Source organism: Kitasatospora sp. NBC_01539, assembly GCF_045040525.1.
GTDB lineage: Bacteria > Actinomycetota > Actinomycetes > Streptomycetales > Streptomycetaceae > Kitasatospora.
The window spans coordinates 8198595-8217920 of record NZ_CP109390.1 but is presented as its reverse complement, the minus strand read 5'-3'; the positions used below and the strand labels follow the sequence as shown (position 1 = coordinate 8217920).

Below are 19326 nucleotides of genomic sequence, written 5' to 3'. Positions count from 1 at the left end.
TCCTCCGGGTGACCGACCTCACTGTCCGCCACCCGGGCCCGCGCGGACCGGTCACCGCCGTCGACGGCGTCTCGCTGGAGGTCCCGTCCGGCACCACGCTCGGTCTCGTGGGCGAGTCCGGCTCCGGGAAGTCCAGCCTGGCCCGCGCGATCGTCGGCCTCCTCCCCGTGCACGGCGGACGGATCCTGATCAACGACCAGGAGGTCCGCACCCGCACCGTGCGCGACCGGCGCCGACTCGGCCGCCTCGTCCAGGTCGTCCTCCAGGACCCGGACACCGCGCTGGATCCCCGGATGACGGCCCGCCAGACGCTCGTCGAAGCCGCCACCGTCTTCCGCCGGCTCGACCGGGCCGCCCGCGCCGCGCGCGTCACCGAACTGCTCGGCCTCGTCGGCCTGGACCCCCGGCTCGTCGACCGCCTGCCGCGGCAGCTGTCCGGCGGCCAGCGTCAGCGGGTCGCCCTCGCCCGCGCCCTGGCCGTCGGACCGGGCCTGCTGATCGCGGACGAGGTCACCTCGGCCCTCGACGTCTCGGTGCAGGCCGGCGTCCTCAACACGATCCGCGAACTCCAGCGGCGGCTCGGTCTGTCGATGCTGTTCATCGGCCACAACCTGCCGGCGGTCTGCCACGTCTCCGACACGGTGGCGGTCATGCGGCACGGCAGGATCGTCGAGTCCGCCCCCACCGGGACGATCCTGCACGCACCGCGGCATCCCTACACCCGGACGCTGCTCGCCTCCGTGCCCTCCCTGCGCGCCTCCCCGCCCGAGCGGAGCACGTCATGACCGTCGGGCCCCGGACACGGCGGCCGCCGGAGCCCCCGGACGGGGATGCGGGCGCTCCTTCCCCGCCGGCTCCGCGCGGACGGTCAGGGGCCGGCCGCCCGCAGCTCCCGCAGCAGGCCCTCGACCACGCCGACCACGAACTCCGGTGCCTCGCTCGGGAAGTCGTGGCCCGTCCCCTCCGGCGTGTACACCAGCCGTGCCGCCGTCGACGCCGCCAGGTACCGGACCCTGCTCCGGAGGTAGAAGCGGCTGATCCGCTCGGCCTCGGCGGCGTCCCGGGCAGCGGCCAGCACCGCCTCACCGCCGGTGAGGTCACGGGGTACCGCCAGCACCAGCGGCAGGTCCCCGAGATCCCCGTCGTACACCACGGTCTCCCAGCCGACCCTCGCCAGCCCGGACGGCGACAGCTCGGCGAAGGCCGAGACGGCCGCGCAGCCCTGCCCGACCCGGTCCGCGGGGCCGCGGTGGGCACCGAACAACTGCCGCACCGCCGTCAGCAGGAAGCCCCGGCGCATCGCCGCGAGCTGCCCGTTGGGCGGCCCGAAGGCGATGACCTCCAGGGGCGTCGGGTCGAGCAGCACGAGCCCCGCCACCAGGTCCGCCCGCCGCCTCGCCGCGTTCGCGACCAGCAGCCCGCCGAAGGAGTGGCCGACGAACACGAAGGGGGCCCGCTCCCCCGCCGCCTCCAGCGCTGCCAGCAGTTCCTCCGCCTCGCCCGCCGTCGTCCGGGGGAAGGGCCCGACATCGCTCCAGCCCGTCCCGAGGCGGTCGACCAGCACCGACCGGCTGCTACCGGCGAGCATCGTGTGCAACTCCCGGAACTCCGCTCCGGGGGCATGCCCGCCGGGCATCCAGACCACCGTCGGCCCGCCGTCCGCCTCCCCCTCGCCCAGGACGTGCATCCGGTGGTCACCCACGTCCACCAGCCGCCCCGGCGGCGGACTCGCCCGCGCCTTCCGGGCCAACAGCACCAGGTGCCGCGCGCTGCCCGCCGCCAGCAGCGCACCGACGGCCACAGCCAGGCCGCCGAGCACCACCGCCCAGGCCGCCCGCGACCCGACCAGCCCGACGCCCACCCCCACCACCAGCACCGCGACCGGCGCCCCGAGCCAGTCCCGGCTCAGCAGCGCGAGCAAGGAGTCCGCGACCCGTCCGTCCCGGCGCATCGACCCTCCGCAAAGGCATTCGAAATCCGATCGCCACCAGTATCCGTCCTCGGCCCGTCCGCCCCCACTCGGATCGCGGTGGACGCCCGGCGGCTGCCGTTCCGCGACACGGCGAAGAATTTCCGGCACCGCGGTGTCAAGCGGTCAAATATTTCCTCACACTCACGGATTAAAGGGCGATCTACCCACCTTCTTTCCGTGAGAAGATTCGGCGTCGGAATTCAACGGACCGGGCAGCGCCAGGTCATTCACGGACGATTTCGAAAGGAACGGAATATGGGAGTTCACCGAGGTGCGCCGATCGCGCCGGGGCGGAGCGCCGCAGCGTGACCGTGGCCCTGGACCAGACCCTGTTCCATCAGACCGGCGCCGGCCTGTCCGTGCCGTTCTCCATCGCCGGGACGGGGATGCACCTGCCACCGGCGGTCGTCACCAACCAGGAACTCACCCGCACTCTGGACACCACCGACGAATGGATCACCAGTCGCACCGGTATCCGCGAACGCCGCCGCCTGGCCCCGCACCTGGCGACCTCCGACATGTGCGTCGCCGCCGCCCACCCGGCCCTGGAAGCCGCCGGCATCGAGCCCGCCCGGCTGGACGCGGTCATCGTCGCCACCTACACGGGTGACCAGCCACTCGTGTCGACCGCGCTGATCGTCAAGGACGCCCTCGGCGCCCACCGCGCGCTGTCCCTGGACGTCACCCAGGCCGCCTGCGCCTCCGGCGTCCAGGCCATGCTGATCGCCGCCCACCTCCTGCAGAACCCCTCCATCACCACCGTCCTGCTCCTCGCGGCCGACTGCGCGTCCAGGATCACCGATCCCCACGACCGCACCACCGCCGTCTTCTTCGGAGACGCCGCGGCGGCCGTCGTCCTCACCCGCACCGACGCCCCCGGAGCGGGCCTGCTCTCCTACGATCTGGGCTCCCGGCTGTCCTACGGCGTACAGATCCCCGCCGGCGGCTCCCGGCTGCCCGCCAGCGCCGCCACCGTCGCCGCCGGAGACCACTACCTGTCCATGGACGGTCGCGCCGTCTGGGACGCGGCGACCACCCGCCTGCCCGAGAGCATCACCAGTGCCACCCGGCGCGCCGGCGTGCCGATCGACGATGTCCGGCACTTCTTCCTGCACCAGGCCAACCTGAACATCCTCACCGCAGCCCTGGCAGCCCTGGGCGTTCCCCGTGAGCGCGCGCCCGTCACCGTCGACCGGCTGGGCAACACCGGTTCGGCGGGCCTGTTCACCGCGCTCCACTCCGCCGTCTCCGCAGGCGCCCTGCTCCCGGGAGACGTCTACGTGCTGTCCGGAATCGGCGCCGGCTTCCAGTGGGGAACCCTCTGCCTCCGGCACGTCTGAGGGATCCCCGGGACGGACAGCGCCCTCCCCCGGCGTCTCCCGCGCCCGCGTCCTGTGGCACGCCACCACTCCGAGCGTTCACGAACGAGTGAACCCCGGCAGTTTTCCCGGCACGCCCGCCGCCGCGGACACCAGCATGGGCGTCATGACCACCACGCACTCCCGGGCCGAACGGGCCGCCCAGGCCCGGTCGGCCGAAGCCCAGCTCGCCGCCGACGGAATCGACGGGGTGGTGTTCGGCTGGGTCGACAACGCCGGGATCACCCGGGTGAAGTCCGTCCCGCTCGACCAGCTCGAACACGCCGCCGCGTACGGTGTCGGCGCCGTACCCTGTTTCGACCTCTCCCTGGTGGACGACTCCTTCACCACCACACCTTCGAGCACCGGCCCCGTGGGCGACCTGCGGCTCGTCCCCGACCTCGACCGGCTCACCGTGCTCGCCGCCCAGCCCGGCTGGGCCTGGGCCCCGGCCGACCGCCACACCCAGGAGGGCACCCCGCACCCCGGCTGCCAGCGCGGCTTCGCCCGCCGGGCCGCCGAGGCCGTCGAGCGACGCGGGCTCTCGGTGCGGGCCGGGATCGAGATCGAGTGGGTGGTGGCCGACGCCGCCGGAAACCCCGCGACGGTCGAACCCGCGTACGGCATGGCCCGTTTCATCGAGCACTCCGACTACCTGCGGGAGGTGCTGCGCGCCCTCACCGAGCAGGGGCTGGCCGTGCTGCAGATCCACCCCGAGTACGCCGCCGGGCAGTTCGAGGTCTCGGTCGCCGCCGAGGGGCCGGTGGAGGCCGCCGACACCGCGATGCTGGTGCGCCACACCGTCCGGGCCGTCTCCGCCCGGCACGGCCTGCGGGTCTCGTACGCGCCCGTCTTCTCCGAGGGCGCGATCGGCAACGGCGGCCACCTGCACCTCAGCATCTGGCGACAGGACCGGAACCTCGGGCACGGCGGCCCCGGCCGCCACGGGCTGCACCCCGAAGCCGAGCAGTTCCTCGCGGGCGCACTGGCCGAACTGCCCGCCCTGCTCGCCCTCGGCGCGCCCGGCGTCGCCTCCTACCTGCGCCTGGTCCCCTCCCACTTCGCCGGCGCCTACCGTTGCTGGGGCCTGGAGAACCGCGAGGCGGCGCTACGCCTGATCGCCGGCTCCACCGCCGGGCAGGCCAACGCCGAGTTCAAGTGCTTCGACGCCGCCGCCAACCCGTACCTGACGATCGGCGGCGTGCTGGCCGCCGGACTCGCCGGGCTCGACGCCGGCCTGCCCCTCCCGCCCGAGACCCGGAGCGACCCCGCCGCCCTCGGCAGCGCCGAGCGCCTCCCGGCGAGCCTGTCGGAGGCGACCGACGCGTACGAGAAGTCCGCGGTGCTGCGGCAGGCACTCGGCCCCGAGCTGTACGGGAACGTGCTGGCCGTACGGCGGGCTGAGGCGGAGCTGTTCGCCGCGCACACGGACGAGGACGTCATCGAGGCCGTCCGCTGGCGGTACTGACGGAGAATCACGCATCTCCCCCGAACGGCCGGCCGGTCCGCGGCCGGCCGGCCCGCACGCTCAATCCCGCGCCGACCCGGCGGGCAGCCCGGCGCACCCGATCGCCCGCGGCGCGCCCTCCGCGTCCGCGACCTGCGCCGGACGGCCGGGAGCCGGGTCGGTGACGGCCCGCTCCACCGGCTTCGCCATGTAGACCGCCTCGGCGCCGTAGCTCGCGGGCAGCCCGATCTCCGGCCGGGTGCGGTAGCCCAGCAGCGTCCACATCCTCTGCGAGCCGTGCACGGCGACCAGGGAGAGCGTCCGGTAGCGGGCCGACCACCCGGTCTCCTCCAGGTGCCGCTGCATCCGTCGGGCCAGGCCCCGGCCACGTGCTCGCTCGGCGATCACCAGGTCGTGGAGGTGCAGGTTGCTCCCCTCGCGGTCCTCCCTCACCGTGCCCCCCTCGGCCAGGCTCAGGTCCGGGCAGCGGAAGAGCGGGTACGGCAGTGCGAGCAGGTAGCCGCCGAAGCCGCCCGCGTGCTCCAGCACGAAGCAGGTCGAGGGCGAGGCGCGGTGCCGGGAGCGCAGTGCCTCCTCCCCCTCGGACAGGCCGCTCGCCGTGTAGGCGCGCTCCTCCAGTGCGACCACCTCGTCCCAGTCCTCCTCCCGGAGCAGCCGGATCCGGGTGTCGCTCATGCGGCGGCTCCGTCCGGCGCCGAACCGCCTACGCAGGTGTACGGCAACGGGCGGAAGCCGTTGAACCCCCGGGTGGCGTAGGCGGCGGCGTACGCGCCGCAGGAGTGGACCCAGACCGGGTCGCCGGAGGCGATCGTGCGCGGGACCCGCACCAAGCCGTCCTCCTGGGCGTACGCGTCGTCGCTGTCGCAGGTCGGACCGGCCACCACGGCGTCGACCGACTGCCCGCCGGGACGGGTCGGGAACTCCAGCCGGTACTGCAACTGGTCCATTTCGTACAGGCCGTTGAACTTTCCGCAGCTGAGGTAGAGCCAGTCCTCACGGGTGCCGTCGAGCCGGTGGCGCGAGGTGAGCCGGGCGACGTGGGCACGGATCGCGCCGTGGTCGGCGACCAGGTGCCGGCCGGGCTCCAGCAGGAAGTCCAGCGGGGCGGCGTTGACGGCGCGCAGCCGTTCCACGCCTTCGCGGATCACCGCGAACATCTTGTCCAGCGGCGGTTCCAGCGGACGGCCGTGCCGGTCGAGGACGCCGAGGGCGGGCAGTCCCCCACCGAGGTTGATCCGGTCCGGAACGATGCCGTGCCGGTTGAGCGCCTCCAGCACGCCGGCCAGCGTCTCGATCGCCTCACCCCAGGCGTCGGCCGTCATCTGCTGGGAACCGACGTGCACCGACAGACCGGAGGGCACCAGTCCGGCGGCCCGGGCCGCGTCGAGCACCCGCAGGGCGTCCTCGGGCGAGCAGCCGAACTTGCGGCTCAAACCCCACAGCGCGCCGTCGCCGGTGGTTGCGACCCGGCAGAACACCCGTGAGCCGGGGGCGTGTTCGGCGATCGCGGCGACGTCCTCCGGGCTGTCGGTGGCGAAGTCGCGCACACCCAGCCGGTAGGCCTCGTCGATGTTGGCGTCGGACTTGACGGTGTTGCCGTAGTGGATCAGTTCGGGGGCCACCCCGGTGCGCAGCGCCTGGACGATCTCCTGCGGGCTGGCCGCGTCGAAGCCGGACCCGAGCCCGGCGAGGTGGCCGAGCACCTCGTCCACCGGGCAGGCCTTCATCGCGAACCGGACCGAGAAGCCGGGCAGTTCGGCGCACAGGGCGGTGTACTGGCGCCCGATGCCGTCCAGGTCGTAGACGATGACGTCCTCCGTGGCGACGGCGAGCGCGGCACGCAGGGCGGAGTGGTCGTGTCGGCCCGGGTGCCTGTGCTGACCGGCGAGGAACGCGGTGGAGGGTTGCACGGTGGCCGACGCGGTCAGGGTGCGGTGGCCGGTTCTGCCGCCATCGGCCGTCCGGCGCGGTTCGGCGATCTGACGCGTGTCGGTGGCCTGAGGCCTCACGTGTGAACTCCCAATTCCGACTGGATGATCGGCGCCAGGAGCTTGCCGGCGCCAGGAGACGAGGGGTCCGAAGGTCGACCGGAACGCCTGACCCGGGTTCCTCCCTCCGCCGCACTCTATGTACTTTCCGGGCCCTCACCTGCGCCTGCCGTGCGCCCTCTCCGGGCCTGCCGCTCGCCGAGGCAGTGCACCGCCGCGTCGCCGGTGTCGCGTTCGAACCGGGCGGTGGGGAGCCTCCGGTCAGGCCGACGTACCAAGCGCGTGGTGTACGAACGCACCCGTCGGCGCCGACGGGATGCCAGGCCCCTGGGACGTTCCCGGTCCTGTTCCCGCCAGTCCCTGTCGGCCGCTGCAACAGCGCCCGGAGTCACAGCTCGACACGCGGAACCACCCGAACGGCACCGATGCGAGCCGCTACGGCCTTGACGATCAGGTCCCACCGGACGCCGTCGCAGATCACGGTGCCCACACCGGCCGACTCCTCCACAGCGCGGCGACCACGGCGCGGTTGATCTCGGCGGGGTCGATCTCGGCGCGGCCGATCTCGGGCGGCATCGGCATCACGGGCTCCTCGCAGCGGTACACCCGTCGGGCAGGGGACCGGACCCGTGGCCTTCCGCCCGACCGGGTGGGGGGCTCCTCGACGACCTCCTCGCGGCGACGTTCGTGTCGTCCCTGCCCCCGGGCGAGCCGTTTCGAGGAGAGGCGATCTACGAGACGTGACGATGTCGGGCGCCGACACGGTCCGCTGCAGCCCTCTCAGGGGTAAGAGCAACGCGTCCTCCACGTCCCAGGGCCGCCGTCCGTGGCGTCTTGCACCGTCGGAGCCCCCCTGTGTCGCGGGAACGTCACAGCGTTCCCGCGTCGGTTCCCGGGCCGGGGCCGCCTGTCCTCAGGTCAGGCCGATCCGGTCGGCGGTCGCTTCGCTGTGCTTCATGTGCTGGTGGGCCCGCTCCCCCATCTCGGCGATCAGCCCGGCGACGACGGTCTCCACCACGGCGAGTGTCGGCACCAGGCTGTCGTACGGGGAGGGTGCGCCGACCTGGCTGGAGAGGACCACCTCGGCCTGGGTGGAGACCGGCGACAGCCAGGCGTCGGTGAACAGGACGACGCGTCCGCCCGCCTCGCGGACCAGTTCCGCGAGGGTGGTCTTGTCGGTCTCGTAGCGGCGGTAGTCGAAGACGACCAGTACGTCGCGGCGTCCGAGGGCGGCGAGCAGCGCCGTCCGCTCGACCGGACGGTCGGGGAGGAAGCGCACGTCGCCGCGGAGTTGCATCAGGTGCAGGCCGAGGTACTGGGCGAGCAGGTGGGTGAAGCGTCCGCCGACCAGGGTGATGCGGCGCTTGGGGTCGGCGAGCAGTTGCACGGCCCGCTCCAGTTCGTGCGGGCTGACCTCGGCCAGGGTGCGGTCGACGGCCGCGGTGAACACCTCGCGGCCGTGGGCGAGCAGGCCCGCCGTGCCGGACTGCGGGGGGTGCCCGCCGTCCTCGCCCTCGCCCTCCCCTTCGCCCGTCCCGCCGTAGCGACCGGTGCTGTAGAGGGTCAGCGGCGAGGCCTGGCGCTCGTCGAGTTCGGTGCGCAGCGCGGCTTGGAAGTCGGGGAAGCCGCGATAACCGAGCCGGTTGACGAACCGGATGACGGTGGGGGCGCTGACGTCAGCGCGTTCGGCGAGGGTGGCGACGGTCTCGAAGCCGGCGGCCGGCCAGCCGGCGAGCAGGACCCGACCGACCTTCCGCTCGGCGGGGCTGCAGTCGCCCAGGCGCTGGCGGATGTCCTCGGCGAGCGTGACGGGTGCCATGGCGCGGTTCCTTTCCCGGGCGTCGGCGGGGTGGACGGTCCGGAGCTGTGGTGCTCCGCAGCCTAGCGAAGGGCCCGGCTGCGGAGATCTTGTTCGGTGATGTTCCCTGCCGGGTGCTACCGGGCGCTGGGGGCGATGGCGAGGTCGAGGTCGGCGAACGAGACGGCGGTGGCGCCGTCGGACGTCCAGGCCCGGGTGCCGGGCCGCCGCTGGAGGGTGACGGTGAAGACGGGGCCGGTCTCGTAGGTGGTGGCTGTGGCGGTGTGCTGGGTGCGCTGGGCGGTGAGGGCCAGGGCGGTGCCGGAGAGGGAGTAGGGGGCGCCGTTCGGGTCGTCGACGGAGTAGAAGGCGTCGTGGTTGGCGGGGACGGGGGTGGTGCCGGTCGCCCGGAGGCGGTCCTTGGCGGGGGCGGGCCGCACCGTCCAGCTGTGGGGTCGGTAGCGGTCGCCGTCGGTGAGGTAGCTGTAGCGGACCCCGTCGACGGCCCAGCGGCCGTCGGCCGTGCGGGTGCGGGCCCGGCGCAGGTCGAGGACGGTGACGCCGTGGGTGCCGAGCACCCGCAGGGTCTCGTCGCGGGTGCCGGCGTGCTCGACCTCGATCGCGGTGTCCTCGTCGAGGGCGAACACCCGGCCGTGGCCGGTGTCGGCGGCCAGGCGGACGGCGCGGCCCTCGCGCCCGTAGGTGCCGGTGTGGGTGTCGAGCAGGCCGGCGTCGAAGAAGCCGAAGCCGCCCTGTGGGAGGTAGCCGAGCCGGGCGGGGTCGGCGAAGTAGCCGGGGGTGCTTCCGTCGCGCAGGGCCCGGTAGCTGTCGCCGCCGGTGATCATGTCCGGTCCGGAAGCGATCTGGGCGCCTGCGCTGGAGCCCGCGACGACGGCGCCGGCGGCGAGCTTGGTGCGGATCGCGGCCAGCACCTTGGAGTCGGTGTGGGCGTCGCCGTGCAGCAGGGTGGTGACGTAGCGGTACTGGTCGCCGCCGCCGAAGAAGAAGCCGGTCATCGACTCGACCCGGGCGACCACGGCGTCCGAGTCGGCGGCGTCGAGGTGGTCGAGATCGATCGGGACCCACTGGGCGTCGGCCGCGCCGTGGTGGCGGAACAGGTCGGCGTAGTAGGCGCCGTTGCAGGCCGAGTTGGAGCACTTGGCGGGGTCGGCGGCGTTGGGGTCCTGGCTCTCGGGGACGGAGGCGGCGGTGAGGACGCCGATCCGGGCCCGGCCGGGGCCGCCGGCCTTGGCGACGATCTCCCGGTAGACCTCGGCGTTGTCGTCCTTGAGCCCGCCTCCGACGAGGACGAGCGTGCCGCCGGGATGGTGTCCGGCGGCGGGGTGGGCGAGGGCGGGCGGGGCGGCCGAGGCGACGGTGGCGAGGGCGGCGGCGAGGATGAGGGCAGCGCGCCGGGGGCGGGCGGGGCGGGAGTGGTTCACGGGCGGGCTCCTTGGCGGTCGGGCCGGTGCTTGCGGGGTCGCGGCGGGCCCGCACGGCACCACGGGGGTGTCCGGTGCGGGCCCCTCCGGGAGGGTGCGGCGGGTGGTTCGACGGGGATCAGCTGCGCCTGAGCCGTTCGATCAGGGTGGCCAGGAGGGCGATCCGGGCGGGCACGCCGGCAGTGTCGAGCCACTCCTCGGGGGTGTGGTCGGCCCCGCCGACGGGGCCGAGGCCGTCGAGGGTGGGGATCCCGAGGCCGGAGGTGAAGTTGGCGTCGCCGACGCCGCCGGTGGCTGCGCCTCCCACGGTGAAGCCGAGGTCGGCGGCGGCGGTGCGGGCCAGGGCGAGCAGGTCCCGCGTCCCGGGGCCGAACTCCATCGGCGGGCAGAGGTCGAGCTGGTCGACCCGGGCGGTGGTGTCGGGGACGGCGGTGCGGCTCGCCGTCTCCCGGATCGCGTCGAGGGCCGTGTGCAGGGCGTCGCGGGTGGTGGCCCTGACCTCGACGTGGAGTTCGGCCTCGGGGCAGACGATGTTGGGCCTGGTGCCGGCCCGAACGACGCCGACGTTGAGCGTGACGCCCGGCCGGATGCCGTTGAGGGCCTGGAGGGCGACCACCAGGTGGGCAGCGGCGAGGGCGGCGTTGGCGCCTCGTTCGGGTTCGATGCCGGCGTGCGCAGCCCGTCCGGTGACGGTGACGAGCAGGTCGGCGACGCCCTTGCGCTGGACGACCAGGTCGCCGTTCTCCCGCGCGCACTCCAGGCCGAGGGCGAAGTCCGCGCCGCGGCAGAGGAGTTCGGTCACCGGGCGACTGGCCGGCGATCCCGCCTCCTCGTCGGGGGTGGCAATCAGGACGAGTTCGGCGAAGGAGGTCCGGTGCTGGCGGACCAGCAGCTCGGCGGCGGTGACGCCGGCCAGCAGGCCGCCCTTGTCGTCGCTGACGCCCGGGCCGTGGGCGCGGGAGCCGTCGGCCCGGAAGGGCCGGGCGGCGGCAGTGCCCTCCTCGAAGACGGTGTCCATGTGGCCGATCAGGACGATCCGGGCGCCGCCCTCGCCCGGCGGCAGGGTGCCGGGCAACCGGCCGACCAGCACGTCGCCCCAGGAGCGGCCGCCGACCGACTCGACGGGGATCCGCTCGGTGGCGAACCCGATGCCGTGCAGCCGGTGGGTGAGCCGGTCCGCGACGCGGTTGACCCCGTCCGGGTGGTGGCTGCCGGAGTCGACGGCGACGAGGTCGGCCAGGTCGGCGAGGTAGCGGGGCAGGGCGGCCCGGGCGGCGTCCAGGATCACCGCGGCGCGCGGGTCGAGGGCGGCACGGGCGGGGGCGGCGCTCACAGGACCTTGGACAGGAAGGCGCGGGTGCGCTCCTGCTCCGGTTCGACCAGCACGGTGCGGGGGTGGCCGGCCTCGACGACCACGCCCTCGTCCATGAAGACGGCGGTGTCGCCGACCTCGCGGGCGAAGCCGATCTCGTGGGTGACCACGACCATCGTCATGCCGTCGGCGGCCAGGTCGCGCATCACGTCCAGGACGTCGCCGACGAGTTCGGGGTCGAGGGCGGAGGTCGGCTCGTCGAAGAGCATCAGCTTGGGCTTCATCGCCAGCGCGCGGGCGATCGCCACCCGCTGCTGCTGGCCGCCGGAGAGCTGGGCGGGGTAGTGGTCGGCGCGGTCGCCGAGGCCGACGCGGTCCAGCAGGCGCAGCGCCTCCCGGCGGGCGTCGGTGCGGTTGACCCCGGCGACCCGGACCGGTGCCTCGGTGATGTTCTCCAGGGCGGTCATGTGCGGGAAGAGGTTGAAGCGCTGGAAGACCATGCCGATCTCGCGGCGGCGCTCGGCGACCTCGGCCTCGCGCAGCTCGTGCAGCCGGTTGCCGGACTGCCGGTAGCCGACCAGGTCGCCGTCGACGGTGAGGCGTCCGCCGTCGACCTTCTCCAGGTGGTTGATGCAGCGCAGGAAGGTGGACTTGCCGGAGCCGGACGGGCCGAGCAGGCAGCAGACCTGTCCGCGCTCGACGGTCAGGTCGACGCCCTTGAGGACCTCCAGCCTGCCGAAGTGCTTGCGCACGCCCTCGGCGTGCACCATGGGCCGGGCCATCGGTTCAGCCCTTCCGTTCGCGGGTGGTGGGGAGCAGGCCGGGGAGGCCGGTGAACATCCGCCGCAGCGGGGAGACGTGCCCGGCGCGGGCGGCGCCGCGGCCGTAGCGGCGCTCCAGCCAGGCCTGCGGCCCGGAGAGCGCCGTGGTCAGCGCCAGGTACCAGAGGGCGGCGACCACCAGCATCGGGATGACCTGGTAGTTCTGGGCGTAGACGTCCTGGATGTTGGACATCAGGTCGTGCGCGGCGATCACCGAGACGTACGCGGTGGTCTTGAGCATGTTGATGGTCTCGTTGCCCATCGGCGGGATGATGACCTTCATGGCCTGCGGCAGGACGATCCGGCGCATCGTCAGGGCGGGCTTCATGCCCAGGGAGTGGGCGGCCTCGGTCTGGCCCGGGTCGACGGACTGGATGCCGGCCCGGACGATCTCCGAGGCGTAGGCGGCCTCGTTCAGGCCGAGCGCGAGCAGTGCCGCGACGGACGGGGTGAGCAGGCTGTTGGTGTCGAGCTCGACGAAGGTGACCGTGGTGAACGGGATGCCGATCATCAGGTGCTTGTAGAGCGCGGCCGCGTAGGCCCAGAAGATGATCTGGACCAGCAGCGGGGTGCCTCGAAACAGCCAGACGAAGCCGGTGGAGAGCCCGTACAGGAGGGGGTTCGCGGAAAGCCGCATGACGGCGACCAGGACGCCCAGGCCGAGGCCGACGGCCATCGCGGCGACGGTGAGCCACAGGGTGGTGGCCAGGCCGTCGAAGATGAGGTCGGCGAACAGGTAGTGCCCGACCACGTCCCAGTGCAGGTTGGGGTTCTTGGCGAGCGAGCCGACCAGGCCGACGACGGCGAGCACGGCTGCGACGGCGGCGGCCCACCGACCCCAGCGCCGGACCGGGACGGCCACCAGGTCGTCCGGCCGGGCGGGGGCCGCCTCGGTGGGGGGTGCGGTGACGGGCATGTCAGTCCACCGCGCTGTTCTTGGTGGCCTGCTGCACGGCGATCGAAGCCACCCCGTACTTGTCGTAGATCCTGGCGAGCGAGCCGTCGTCGATCAGGGACTGCAGGGCCTTCTGCACCGCGTCGGTCAGCTGCGGCAGGTTCTTGGAGACGGCGATGCCGTTCGGGGAGGCGTTGTAGCCGCCGAGCGCGGCCGGGTCGTCGGCGAGTTCGAACGCGGCGCCGTTGTCGGCGGTCTTCGCGGTCCACCCGGCGGCGGGCTTGGTGAGGACGTCGGCGACCACCTTGCCGGAGCGCAGAGCGAGTTGGGCGTCGGAGTCCTTGGGGAAGGCCTGGACGTCGACGGCGCCCCTGCCGAGTTCGCGGCACTTGTCCTGGTGCTTGTCCAGGAGCTTCTGCTGGTTGGTGGCGGTCTGCACGGCGACGGCGTGCCCGCACAGGTCGTCGAGGGTGGTGATCTTCTGCGGGTTGCCCTTGGCGACCAGGATGCCGCTGCCGGAGACGGAGTAGTCGACGAAGTCGACGACCTGCTCGCGCTCCTTGTTGTCGGTGATGGCGCTGATCGCGGCGTCGTACTTGCCGGCCTGGAGGGCGGGGACGATGCCGTCGAACTTCTGTGCCTGGAACTCGAAGCGGACCCCGAGCTTGGCGCCGATGGCCTGTCCGAGGTCGTAGTCGAGGCCGGTCATCTCCTTGCTGCCCTCGGAGACGTACATCTCGAACGGGGGGTACGGGACGTCGGTGGCGACCCGGACCTTGCCGGACTTCTTGACGGCGTCGGGGAGCGCGTCGTGCAGGGCCTGGTCCGGGGTGAGGGTGACGCCCGCGACGGTCACGGGGGCCACGACGCTCGCGTCGGCGGCCGGGGTGGTGGAGCTGCCGCAGGCGGCGACTGCGAGGCCGGTGGCGAGCAGGACGACGGGCAGCGTGGTTCTGTGCAGGGCGGAGCGAGACATGGGGACCTTTCAGAGGGTACCGAAGCAGGCCCCGCAGACGTTACAGATCGGCAAGTTAAAGCGCCAGATGTAACAGCGGCTACGAATAGATAACGACAGTCGGATCCCGGCGGGCCAGACCACAACGGCACGTCCGTGTTAAACATTCGGCGAACCTCTCATTACATCTACCCACAGAAGCCGCGCTTCTGTATGTTCCGTTTCTGCCGCCGCCGGACACCCCGCACCGGACGGCCGAGCGTCTGCCTGCGCGCCGCCCCGGCGCCAGGCCCTCCCGCCCGGGCCCTCACCGCGCCCGGGCCTCTCCCCACGGAGCAGCCAGTGACCTCCACCGCTCGCCGCACCTCCGCCCTCGCCCTCACCGTCGCGCTCACCGCGGCGCTCGGGGCCCTCACGCCCGTCGGCACAGCGCACGCCGCCACCGGCCCCGGCGCCCTGATCCTGGGCGGCGGCGCCATCGCCGACACCAACAGCGCCGTCTACAGCACCTTCGTCACGAAGTCCGGCGGTTCGGCGGCCAGGATCGGCATCATCACCGCCGCCTCGGTCGTCCCGGCCGACGACCCGAACGCCGGCGACCCGGCCACCTGCAGCAACTCCGTCTGCAACGGCACCTACTACGGCAACCTGCTGAAGAACAGCTACGGCGCGGCCGACGCCCAGTGGATCCCGATCGACCTCGACCACATCGGCAACAACGCCAGCCAGAGCGTCCTCAACCAGATCAACTCGATGACCGGCTTCTTCTTCGGCGGAGGCGACCAGAGCCGCCTGGTCACCACCCTGATGAAGAGCGACAACAGCGACTCCCCCGCACTCGCCGCGATCCGCGCCAAGTTCGCCGCAGGCGCGGCCGTCATGGGCACCAGCGCCGGCACCGCCATCACCAACGGCCGCGACATGGTCACCGGCGGCGAGAGCTGGGACGCGCTGCGCTACGGCCCCCACACCACGATCAGCGACAGCTACCCCGACGACCTCAGCTACCGGCCCGAGGGCGGCTTCAACTTCTTCACCTCCGGCCTGATCGACACCCACTTCGCCGCCCGCGGCCGCGAGGGCCGCATCACCCGCCTCGCCGCCGCCACCGGCCACACCCGCGCCTTCGGCGTCGACGAGGACACCGCCCTGGTCGTCACCAACCCCGGCACCGCCAACGAGTCCGACGCCGTCGTCGGCACCAACGGCGTCTCGATCCTCGACCTGCGCAGCGACACCGTCGGCACCCACAGCGGCTACTGGTCCGTCGACGGCGTCAAGTGGACCTACCTGACCAACGGCGACACCTACAACCCGGCCACCTGGACCGCCACCTCCACGAAGCCCGCCTACGCCCCGACCAGCGGGACGGTCGGCAGCCGCTGGAGCGACGTCTTCTCCTCCCCGAACTCCCCCACCGACCACTCCTACCAGATGGTCAAGATGGCCAGGGAACTCGTCGGCGCCGGCCGCAGCACCACCCAGTACGGCATCAGCTACGAGAGCGGCCCGACCTTCGAGGCCGACCTGGCCAAGGGCACCGGCTACAAGGCGTGGAAGAGCGGCAGCACGATCTCCTTCGCCAACCTCACCACCCACCTGTACGTCTACTGACAGTGAGGACGTTCATGAGCGCCTTCCGGTGGGGGTCCGGCCCACCGACTGACTGACCCGGGGTCAGCGGGACCGACCTGCGGCGCCCGTCGATCGCCTGCCGGCCGCACCCGGGAAGGACGCGAAGAACGTGCGGGTGGACGAGGCGCTGCTGGAGGCGGCGGTCACGCTGCCCGGGCAGTTCTCGCTCCCGTTCACCGGTGAGCCGATCGGCCGGGCCGCCGGGCCACCGGGCCACCGGGCCACCGGGCCACCGGGCCACCGGGCCAACGGGCCAACGGGCCAACGGGCCACCGGGCCACCGGGCCACCGGGCCACCGGGCCACCGGGCCACCGGGCCACCGGAATCGTCGCCGACCGGCTCCAGCCGAGCGCACCGATGACGGCGATCCTGGCAATGAAGAGCAGGCCGGAGGCGGACAGCCCGGATCTTCGACAGACGACCGGCCTGCCGGCCCCGCACGATGCCGCGTCCGCCACCCTGGACAGCCTCCCGGGTGGCGGACGCTCCCGCCCGTGGCAGCCGGCCGGATGCCGGGACGGCTGCCCTTGCCCCGCGGGGACATGCCGGCAAGCACGGCGAGGCGTGCGGAGGAGCAGATGGCCGACGAGGAGCTCACCGAGCAGGAAAGCGGGTTAATCCGCCGCTACGTCGACCTCGCCGACGGCGTCGAGGCCGACCGGGGCGACCTGCGCCGTGCCCGTCCCTCCGAACTCGAAGGCGGCCGCTTTCCGCAAGACCGCCCGCGGCATGTACCACCTCATCCCCGGCCCGCCCCACCGGTAGCAGCCGGCCGCACGACGCCCCGGCGGCTCAGCCCGGCGGGCCGTGCGCCGTGCCCGGGCCGGCGTGGAGCTTCGGCCGCGGTGCCGCGTTCCTCGATGACGCCGGGCCGCTGTGAAGTTCGGGCAGGTGGAAGGATCCGTGTGCCGCGGTGCAGTGCTGCGGCTTTCCAGGGTCACCAGCGTGAGTGGGCCCGGAACCTTCGAAGAACACCATCGGCCAGCTGGACACGGGCCAGGTGCGGGGGGCGGGAGGAGTCCTGGACCGTAGCCGGGACGGCCGGTGCATACCGTCCGGCCGCCCTGGTCTGGCTGCGCTGCGGAGCCCGGCTTTGTGGGGATGTCCGGGCCGTGCGTGGAGGAGAAGCGCAGCCGACGCGTCCCGGCGGGGACGCTCGATGGTTCAACGAGCGGTGTGGGCTGCGGGCACGTGCTGGTCGACGGGAAAGATCTGCACAGAACTGCCCGCTGTCGTGGTCAACCTGCTCACTGCAGGCAGCCTCCGCCCGCGGGCCGGTAAAGCCGGTGGAGCCTCACCCGGCCCTGGCGCCCTTTCCCCGGCGGGTCAGGTGTCCGCGGTCGGCGCAGGGTCGCGGGTGGGTCGGCGCAGTTGTTCGTTGATGCGCAGGGCTTCTTCGAGCTGGTCTTCGAGGATGACGATGCGGCAGGCGGCATCGATGGCGGTGCCCCGGTCGACGAGGTCGCGGGCGCGCATCGCGATGCGCAGCTGGTAGCGGGAGTAGCGGCGGTGTCCGCCGTCGGAGCGCAGCGGGGTGATGAGGTGGTGTTCGCCGAGGGCGCGCAGGAAGCCGGGGGTGGTGCCGGTCATTTCGGCTGCGCGGCCCATGGTGTAGGCGGGGTAGTCGTCATCGTCGAGACGGTCGGGCGTCTCCGGGGTGTCGGGGGTGTGCGGTCGCAAGGCTGTCGTGGTCACTGCACCTCTTCCTGTTGTGTCCGGGGACGCGCTGAGGGGCCCCGGGTGCTTGCTGCTCCCGGGGCCCCGAAGGGTTTGACACCATCTACCGGCCCTCGGGCCGGGTTCCTCGTGTCCGCGTGGCCCCGGGGGATGGGGCGTGCGGGGATCGCGTATGCGTGACCGGAAACCACCGTCCTTGCCTTGGGGTCTTCGGATTCCGCCCGGGTGATCACCTCACGGGCCGGGCGATCCAGATGGCGCTTCGTCCCTCCGTTCATCCTCTGCGGGTACTGATCGGAACTGCTACTTCGGGTACTGCCACCTGCGGGAACTGCTTCGTACTGCTCACACGGGTACTTCTCGGTACTGCTGAACTACACCTACCCGGTACTGCTGTGGCGGTCCCGGTGGACCGTCCGGTCCGGCAGCCAGCCCCGTCGCCCGTCCTGCTCACCTGCCCGGCTTGGAACCCCACTGCCCGGACCACCCGGCACGCGCGCCGCAGTCATGGCGCCTTTACCGGGATACCCGTCCTTCGACTGCCGTACTGCCGGTACCACTCAACTCGGATTCACCTGCGGGTACTGCATGCGTGAACCGCGGTACCGCTCGCTGGCAGCCCCTTGTCACTGCGGGCCGCCCGGCCCGGCCACCGGCCCTGTCGCCTACTGCACCATCCCTGGCTTCAGGACCCTGCAACCATGCCGACCTGCGAAAACCTGTACTACTGCCCGCCAGTTCATGTCTGGCGGGTACTTCTCGACCTCGACTACGAGAGAAACACTAACCACAGCACTGAGCAATGTCTACTCCAGCCGGTATAGATTTTTCGGTGTTCGAAGGGCAGATAGCCTTCGCCCGTGGCAGGGCGGACCCCGCACCCAGCACCGAGCCGCACACGCAGGCCTCGCTGCCGGCCACCTCACCGAAGCCGTCAGCGACCGGGACGAACGGAGCCTGCGCCGACTGCCGGCCCGCCTCGCCGAACAGGCCACCCTCACGAACTGCGCGCCCTGCGAGGAGTCCCGGGTGCCGGACCGTAAGGTCAGTCCGGCCGCGGCCGGCGACGTAGGCGCCGAACAGGGCCAGGACCACGCGGGTGCCTGCTTGGCCTCGCCGACCGCGGGGTGTCCGACACTTTCCTGGATCTGCGTCAGGACGCCTCACGTCGAAGAGTCATCGCCCACTGCCTCCCGGGCGAGTGTGCGGGCGAGCGGGGGTGGCCGGCGGCGGTGTCAGGGCTCGCCGGTCGGGCGCGAGCACAGACCGGATGCCGCAGGACCTGGGTGACCGGGGTGCCGGCAGCACGCAGGACGGTCCGATGGCCGGTGGCCTCGGCGTCGAGGAGTCCGTGCCAGGAGGTGCGGCGCTCGGGGCGCCGTCGCCGCGGACCGCCACCACGAGGAGGTGACCGCGGTGCTGGTGGCGGACCCTCTGTCTCGGCGCTGGTCGAGCTTTCCCCATCTGGCACCCGAGACCGCCGGAGAGGTGCCGCCCTGCGCCGCCCTGGGGGGGTCGGCGGCGGCAGGGCGACACCTCTCCGGGGGTCAGGCGCGGATCTGCTTGCGACCCTCGCCCTGGGCGGTGACGGAGATCTTGCGGGGCTTGGCCTTCTCCGCGACCGGGATGCGCAGGGTCAGCACGCCCGCGTCGTAGTCGGCACTGATGCCCTCCGGGTCGAGGGTGTCGGAGAGCATCACCTGACGGGAGAACACGCCGAGCGGCCGCTCCGAGAGCTCCATGCGCGCGCCCTCGGCCTCCGGGCGCGGACGCCGCTCGGCCTTCACGGTCAGCATGTTCCGCTCCACGTCGATGTCGATCGCCGCCGGGTCCACCCCGGGCAGGTCGAACGCGATGACGTACTCGTCGCCGGCCCGGTAGGCGTCCAGCGGCATCGGGGCGGGCCTGCTCCAGGTCCCGCTCTGGGTGAGGAACTGCTGGGTCAGACGGTCCAGCTCGCGGAAGGGATCGGTGCGCATCAACATCGCGAAACACCTCCAGTGG

15 protein-coding genes are annotated in these 19326 nt (G+C 72.8%); 4 read left to right on the top strand and 11 right to left on the bottom strand.

Annotated elements, in window-relative coordinates; all coding sequences use genetic code 11:
- Positions 1-8: 8 nt before the first annotated feature.
- Positions 9-785, top strand: coding sequence for an ABC transporter ATP-binding protein (locus OG335_RS35670; RefSeq protein ID WP_405009740.1), 777 nt, complete (start codon positions 9-11; stop codon positions 783-785).
- Between the two features lie 83 nt (positions 786-868).
- Here OG335_RS35670 and OG335_RS35665 read toward each other — a convergent pair whose 3' ends face one another.
- Positions 869-1951 carry an alpha/beta fold hydrolase gene (locus tag OG335_RS35665; RefSeq protein ID WP_405009741.1) on the bottom strand — a complete coding sequence of 361 codons (1083 nt, stop codon included), beginning with the start codon at positions 1949-1951 and terminating at the stop codon, positions 869-871.
- Between the two features lie 326 nt (positions 1952-2277).
- Between OG335_RS35665 and OG335_RS35660 the strand changes: the two genes are divergently transcribed.
- Positions 2278-3312 (top strand): 3-oxoacyl-ACP synthase III family protein, encoded by a 1035-nt coding sequence (locus tag OG335_RS35660; protein ID WP_405009742.1) that lies wholly within the window; start codon positions 2278-2280, stop codon positions 3310-3312.
- Between the two features lie 145 nt (positions 3313-3457).
- On the top strand, positions 3458-4798 hold the full coding sequence (locus tag OG335_RS35655) for a glutamine synthetase (RefSeq protein ID WP_405009743.1): 1341 nt from the start codon (positions 3458-3460) through the stop codon (positions 4796-4798).
- 60 nt (positions 4799-4858) lie between these two features.
- Here OG335_RS35655 and OG335_RS35650 read toward each other — a convergent pair whose 3' ends face one another.
- The 8 genes from OG335_RS35650 to OG335_RS35615 form a co-directional block, all read right to left on the bottom strand.
- Positions 4859-5473 (bottom strand): GNAT family N-acetyltransferase, encoded by a 615-nt coding sequence (locus tag OG335_RS35650; RefSeq protein WP_405009744.1) that lies wholly within the window; start codon positions 5471-5473, stop codon positions 4859-4861.
- A complete protein-coding gene (locus tag OG335_RS35645) occupies positions 5470-6642 on the bottom strand; it encodes a type III PLP-dependent enzyme (RefSeq protein ID WP_405015310.1) in 1173 nt (390 codons plus the stop codon). The genes OG335_RS35650 and OG335_RS35645 overlap by 4 nt, the downstream gene beginning before the upstream one ends.
- A 1057-nt stretch (positions 6643-7699) precedes the next feature.
- Entirely contained in the window at positions 7700-8605 is a 906-nt protein-coding gene (locus tag OG335_RS35640; RefSeq protein ID WP_405009745.1) for a MurR/RpiR family transcriptional regulator, read from the bottom strand.
- A gap of 116 nt (positions 8606-8721) precedes the next feature.
- Complete coding sequence (locus OG335_RS35635) at positions 8722-10026, bottom strand: cyanophycinase (RefSeq protein WP_405009746.1); 1305 nt, start codon at positions 10024-10026, stop codon at positions 8722-8724.
- A 118-nt stretch (positions 10027-10144) separates the two neighbouring features.
- Positions 10145-11359, bottom strand: coding sequence for a M20/M25/M40 family metallo-hydrolase (locus OG335_RS35630; RefSeq protein WP_405009747.1), 1215 nt, complete (start codon positions 11357-11359; stop codon positions 10145-10147).
- Complete coding sequence (locus OG335_RS35625) at positions 11356-12108, bottom strand: amino acid ABC transporter ATP-binding protein (RefSeq protein WP_405015311.1); 753 nt, start codon at positions 12106-12108, stop codon at positions 11356-11358. Before OG335_RS35625 ends, OG335_RS35630 begins: the two co-directional genes overlap by 4 nt.
- A gap of 16 nt (positions 12109-12124) precedes the next feature.
- The gene (locus OG335_RS35620; protein WP_405009748.1) at positions 12125-13075 is read right to left on the bottom strand and encodes an amino acid ABC transporter permease; all 951 of its coding nucleotides are present in this window, start codon (positions 13073-13075) and stop codon (positions 12125-12127) included.
- A 1-nt stretch (position 13076) separates the two neighbouring features.
- A complete protein-coding gene (locus OG335_RS35615; protein ID WP_405009749.1) occupies positions 13077-14030 on the bottom strand; it encodes an ABC transporter substrate-binding protein in 954 nt (317 codons plus the stop codon).
- Positions 14031-14351: 321 nt separating this feature from the next.
- Between OG335_RS35615 and OG335_RS35610 the strand changes: the two genes are divergently transcribed.
- Entirely contained in the window at positions 14352-15623 is a 1272-nt protein-coding gene (locus tag OG335_RS35610; protein WP_405009750.1) for a cyanophycinase, read from the top strand.
- Between the two features lie 1348 nt (positions 15624-16971).
- On the opposite strand, the gene OG335_RS35605 is transcribed toward OG335_RS35610, so the two are convergent.
- Together OG335_RS35605 and OG335_RS35600 are read right to left on the bottom strand one after the other, a co-directional pair.
- Complete coding sequence (locus tag OG335_RS35605; protein WP_405015312.1) at positions 16972-17253, bottom strand: MerR family transcriptional regulator; 282 nt, start codon at positions 17251-17253, stop codon at positions 16972-16974.
- A 1616-nt stretch (positions 17254-18869) separates the two neighbouring features.
- On the bottom strand, positions 18870-19307 hold the full coding sequence (locus tag OG335_RS35600; RefSeq protein ID WP_405009751.1) for an Hsp20/alpha crystallin family protein: 438 nt from the start codon (positions 19305-19307) through the stop codon (positions 18870-18872).
- Between the last annotated feature and the right edge of the window lie 19 nt (positions 19308-19326).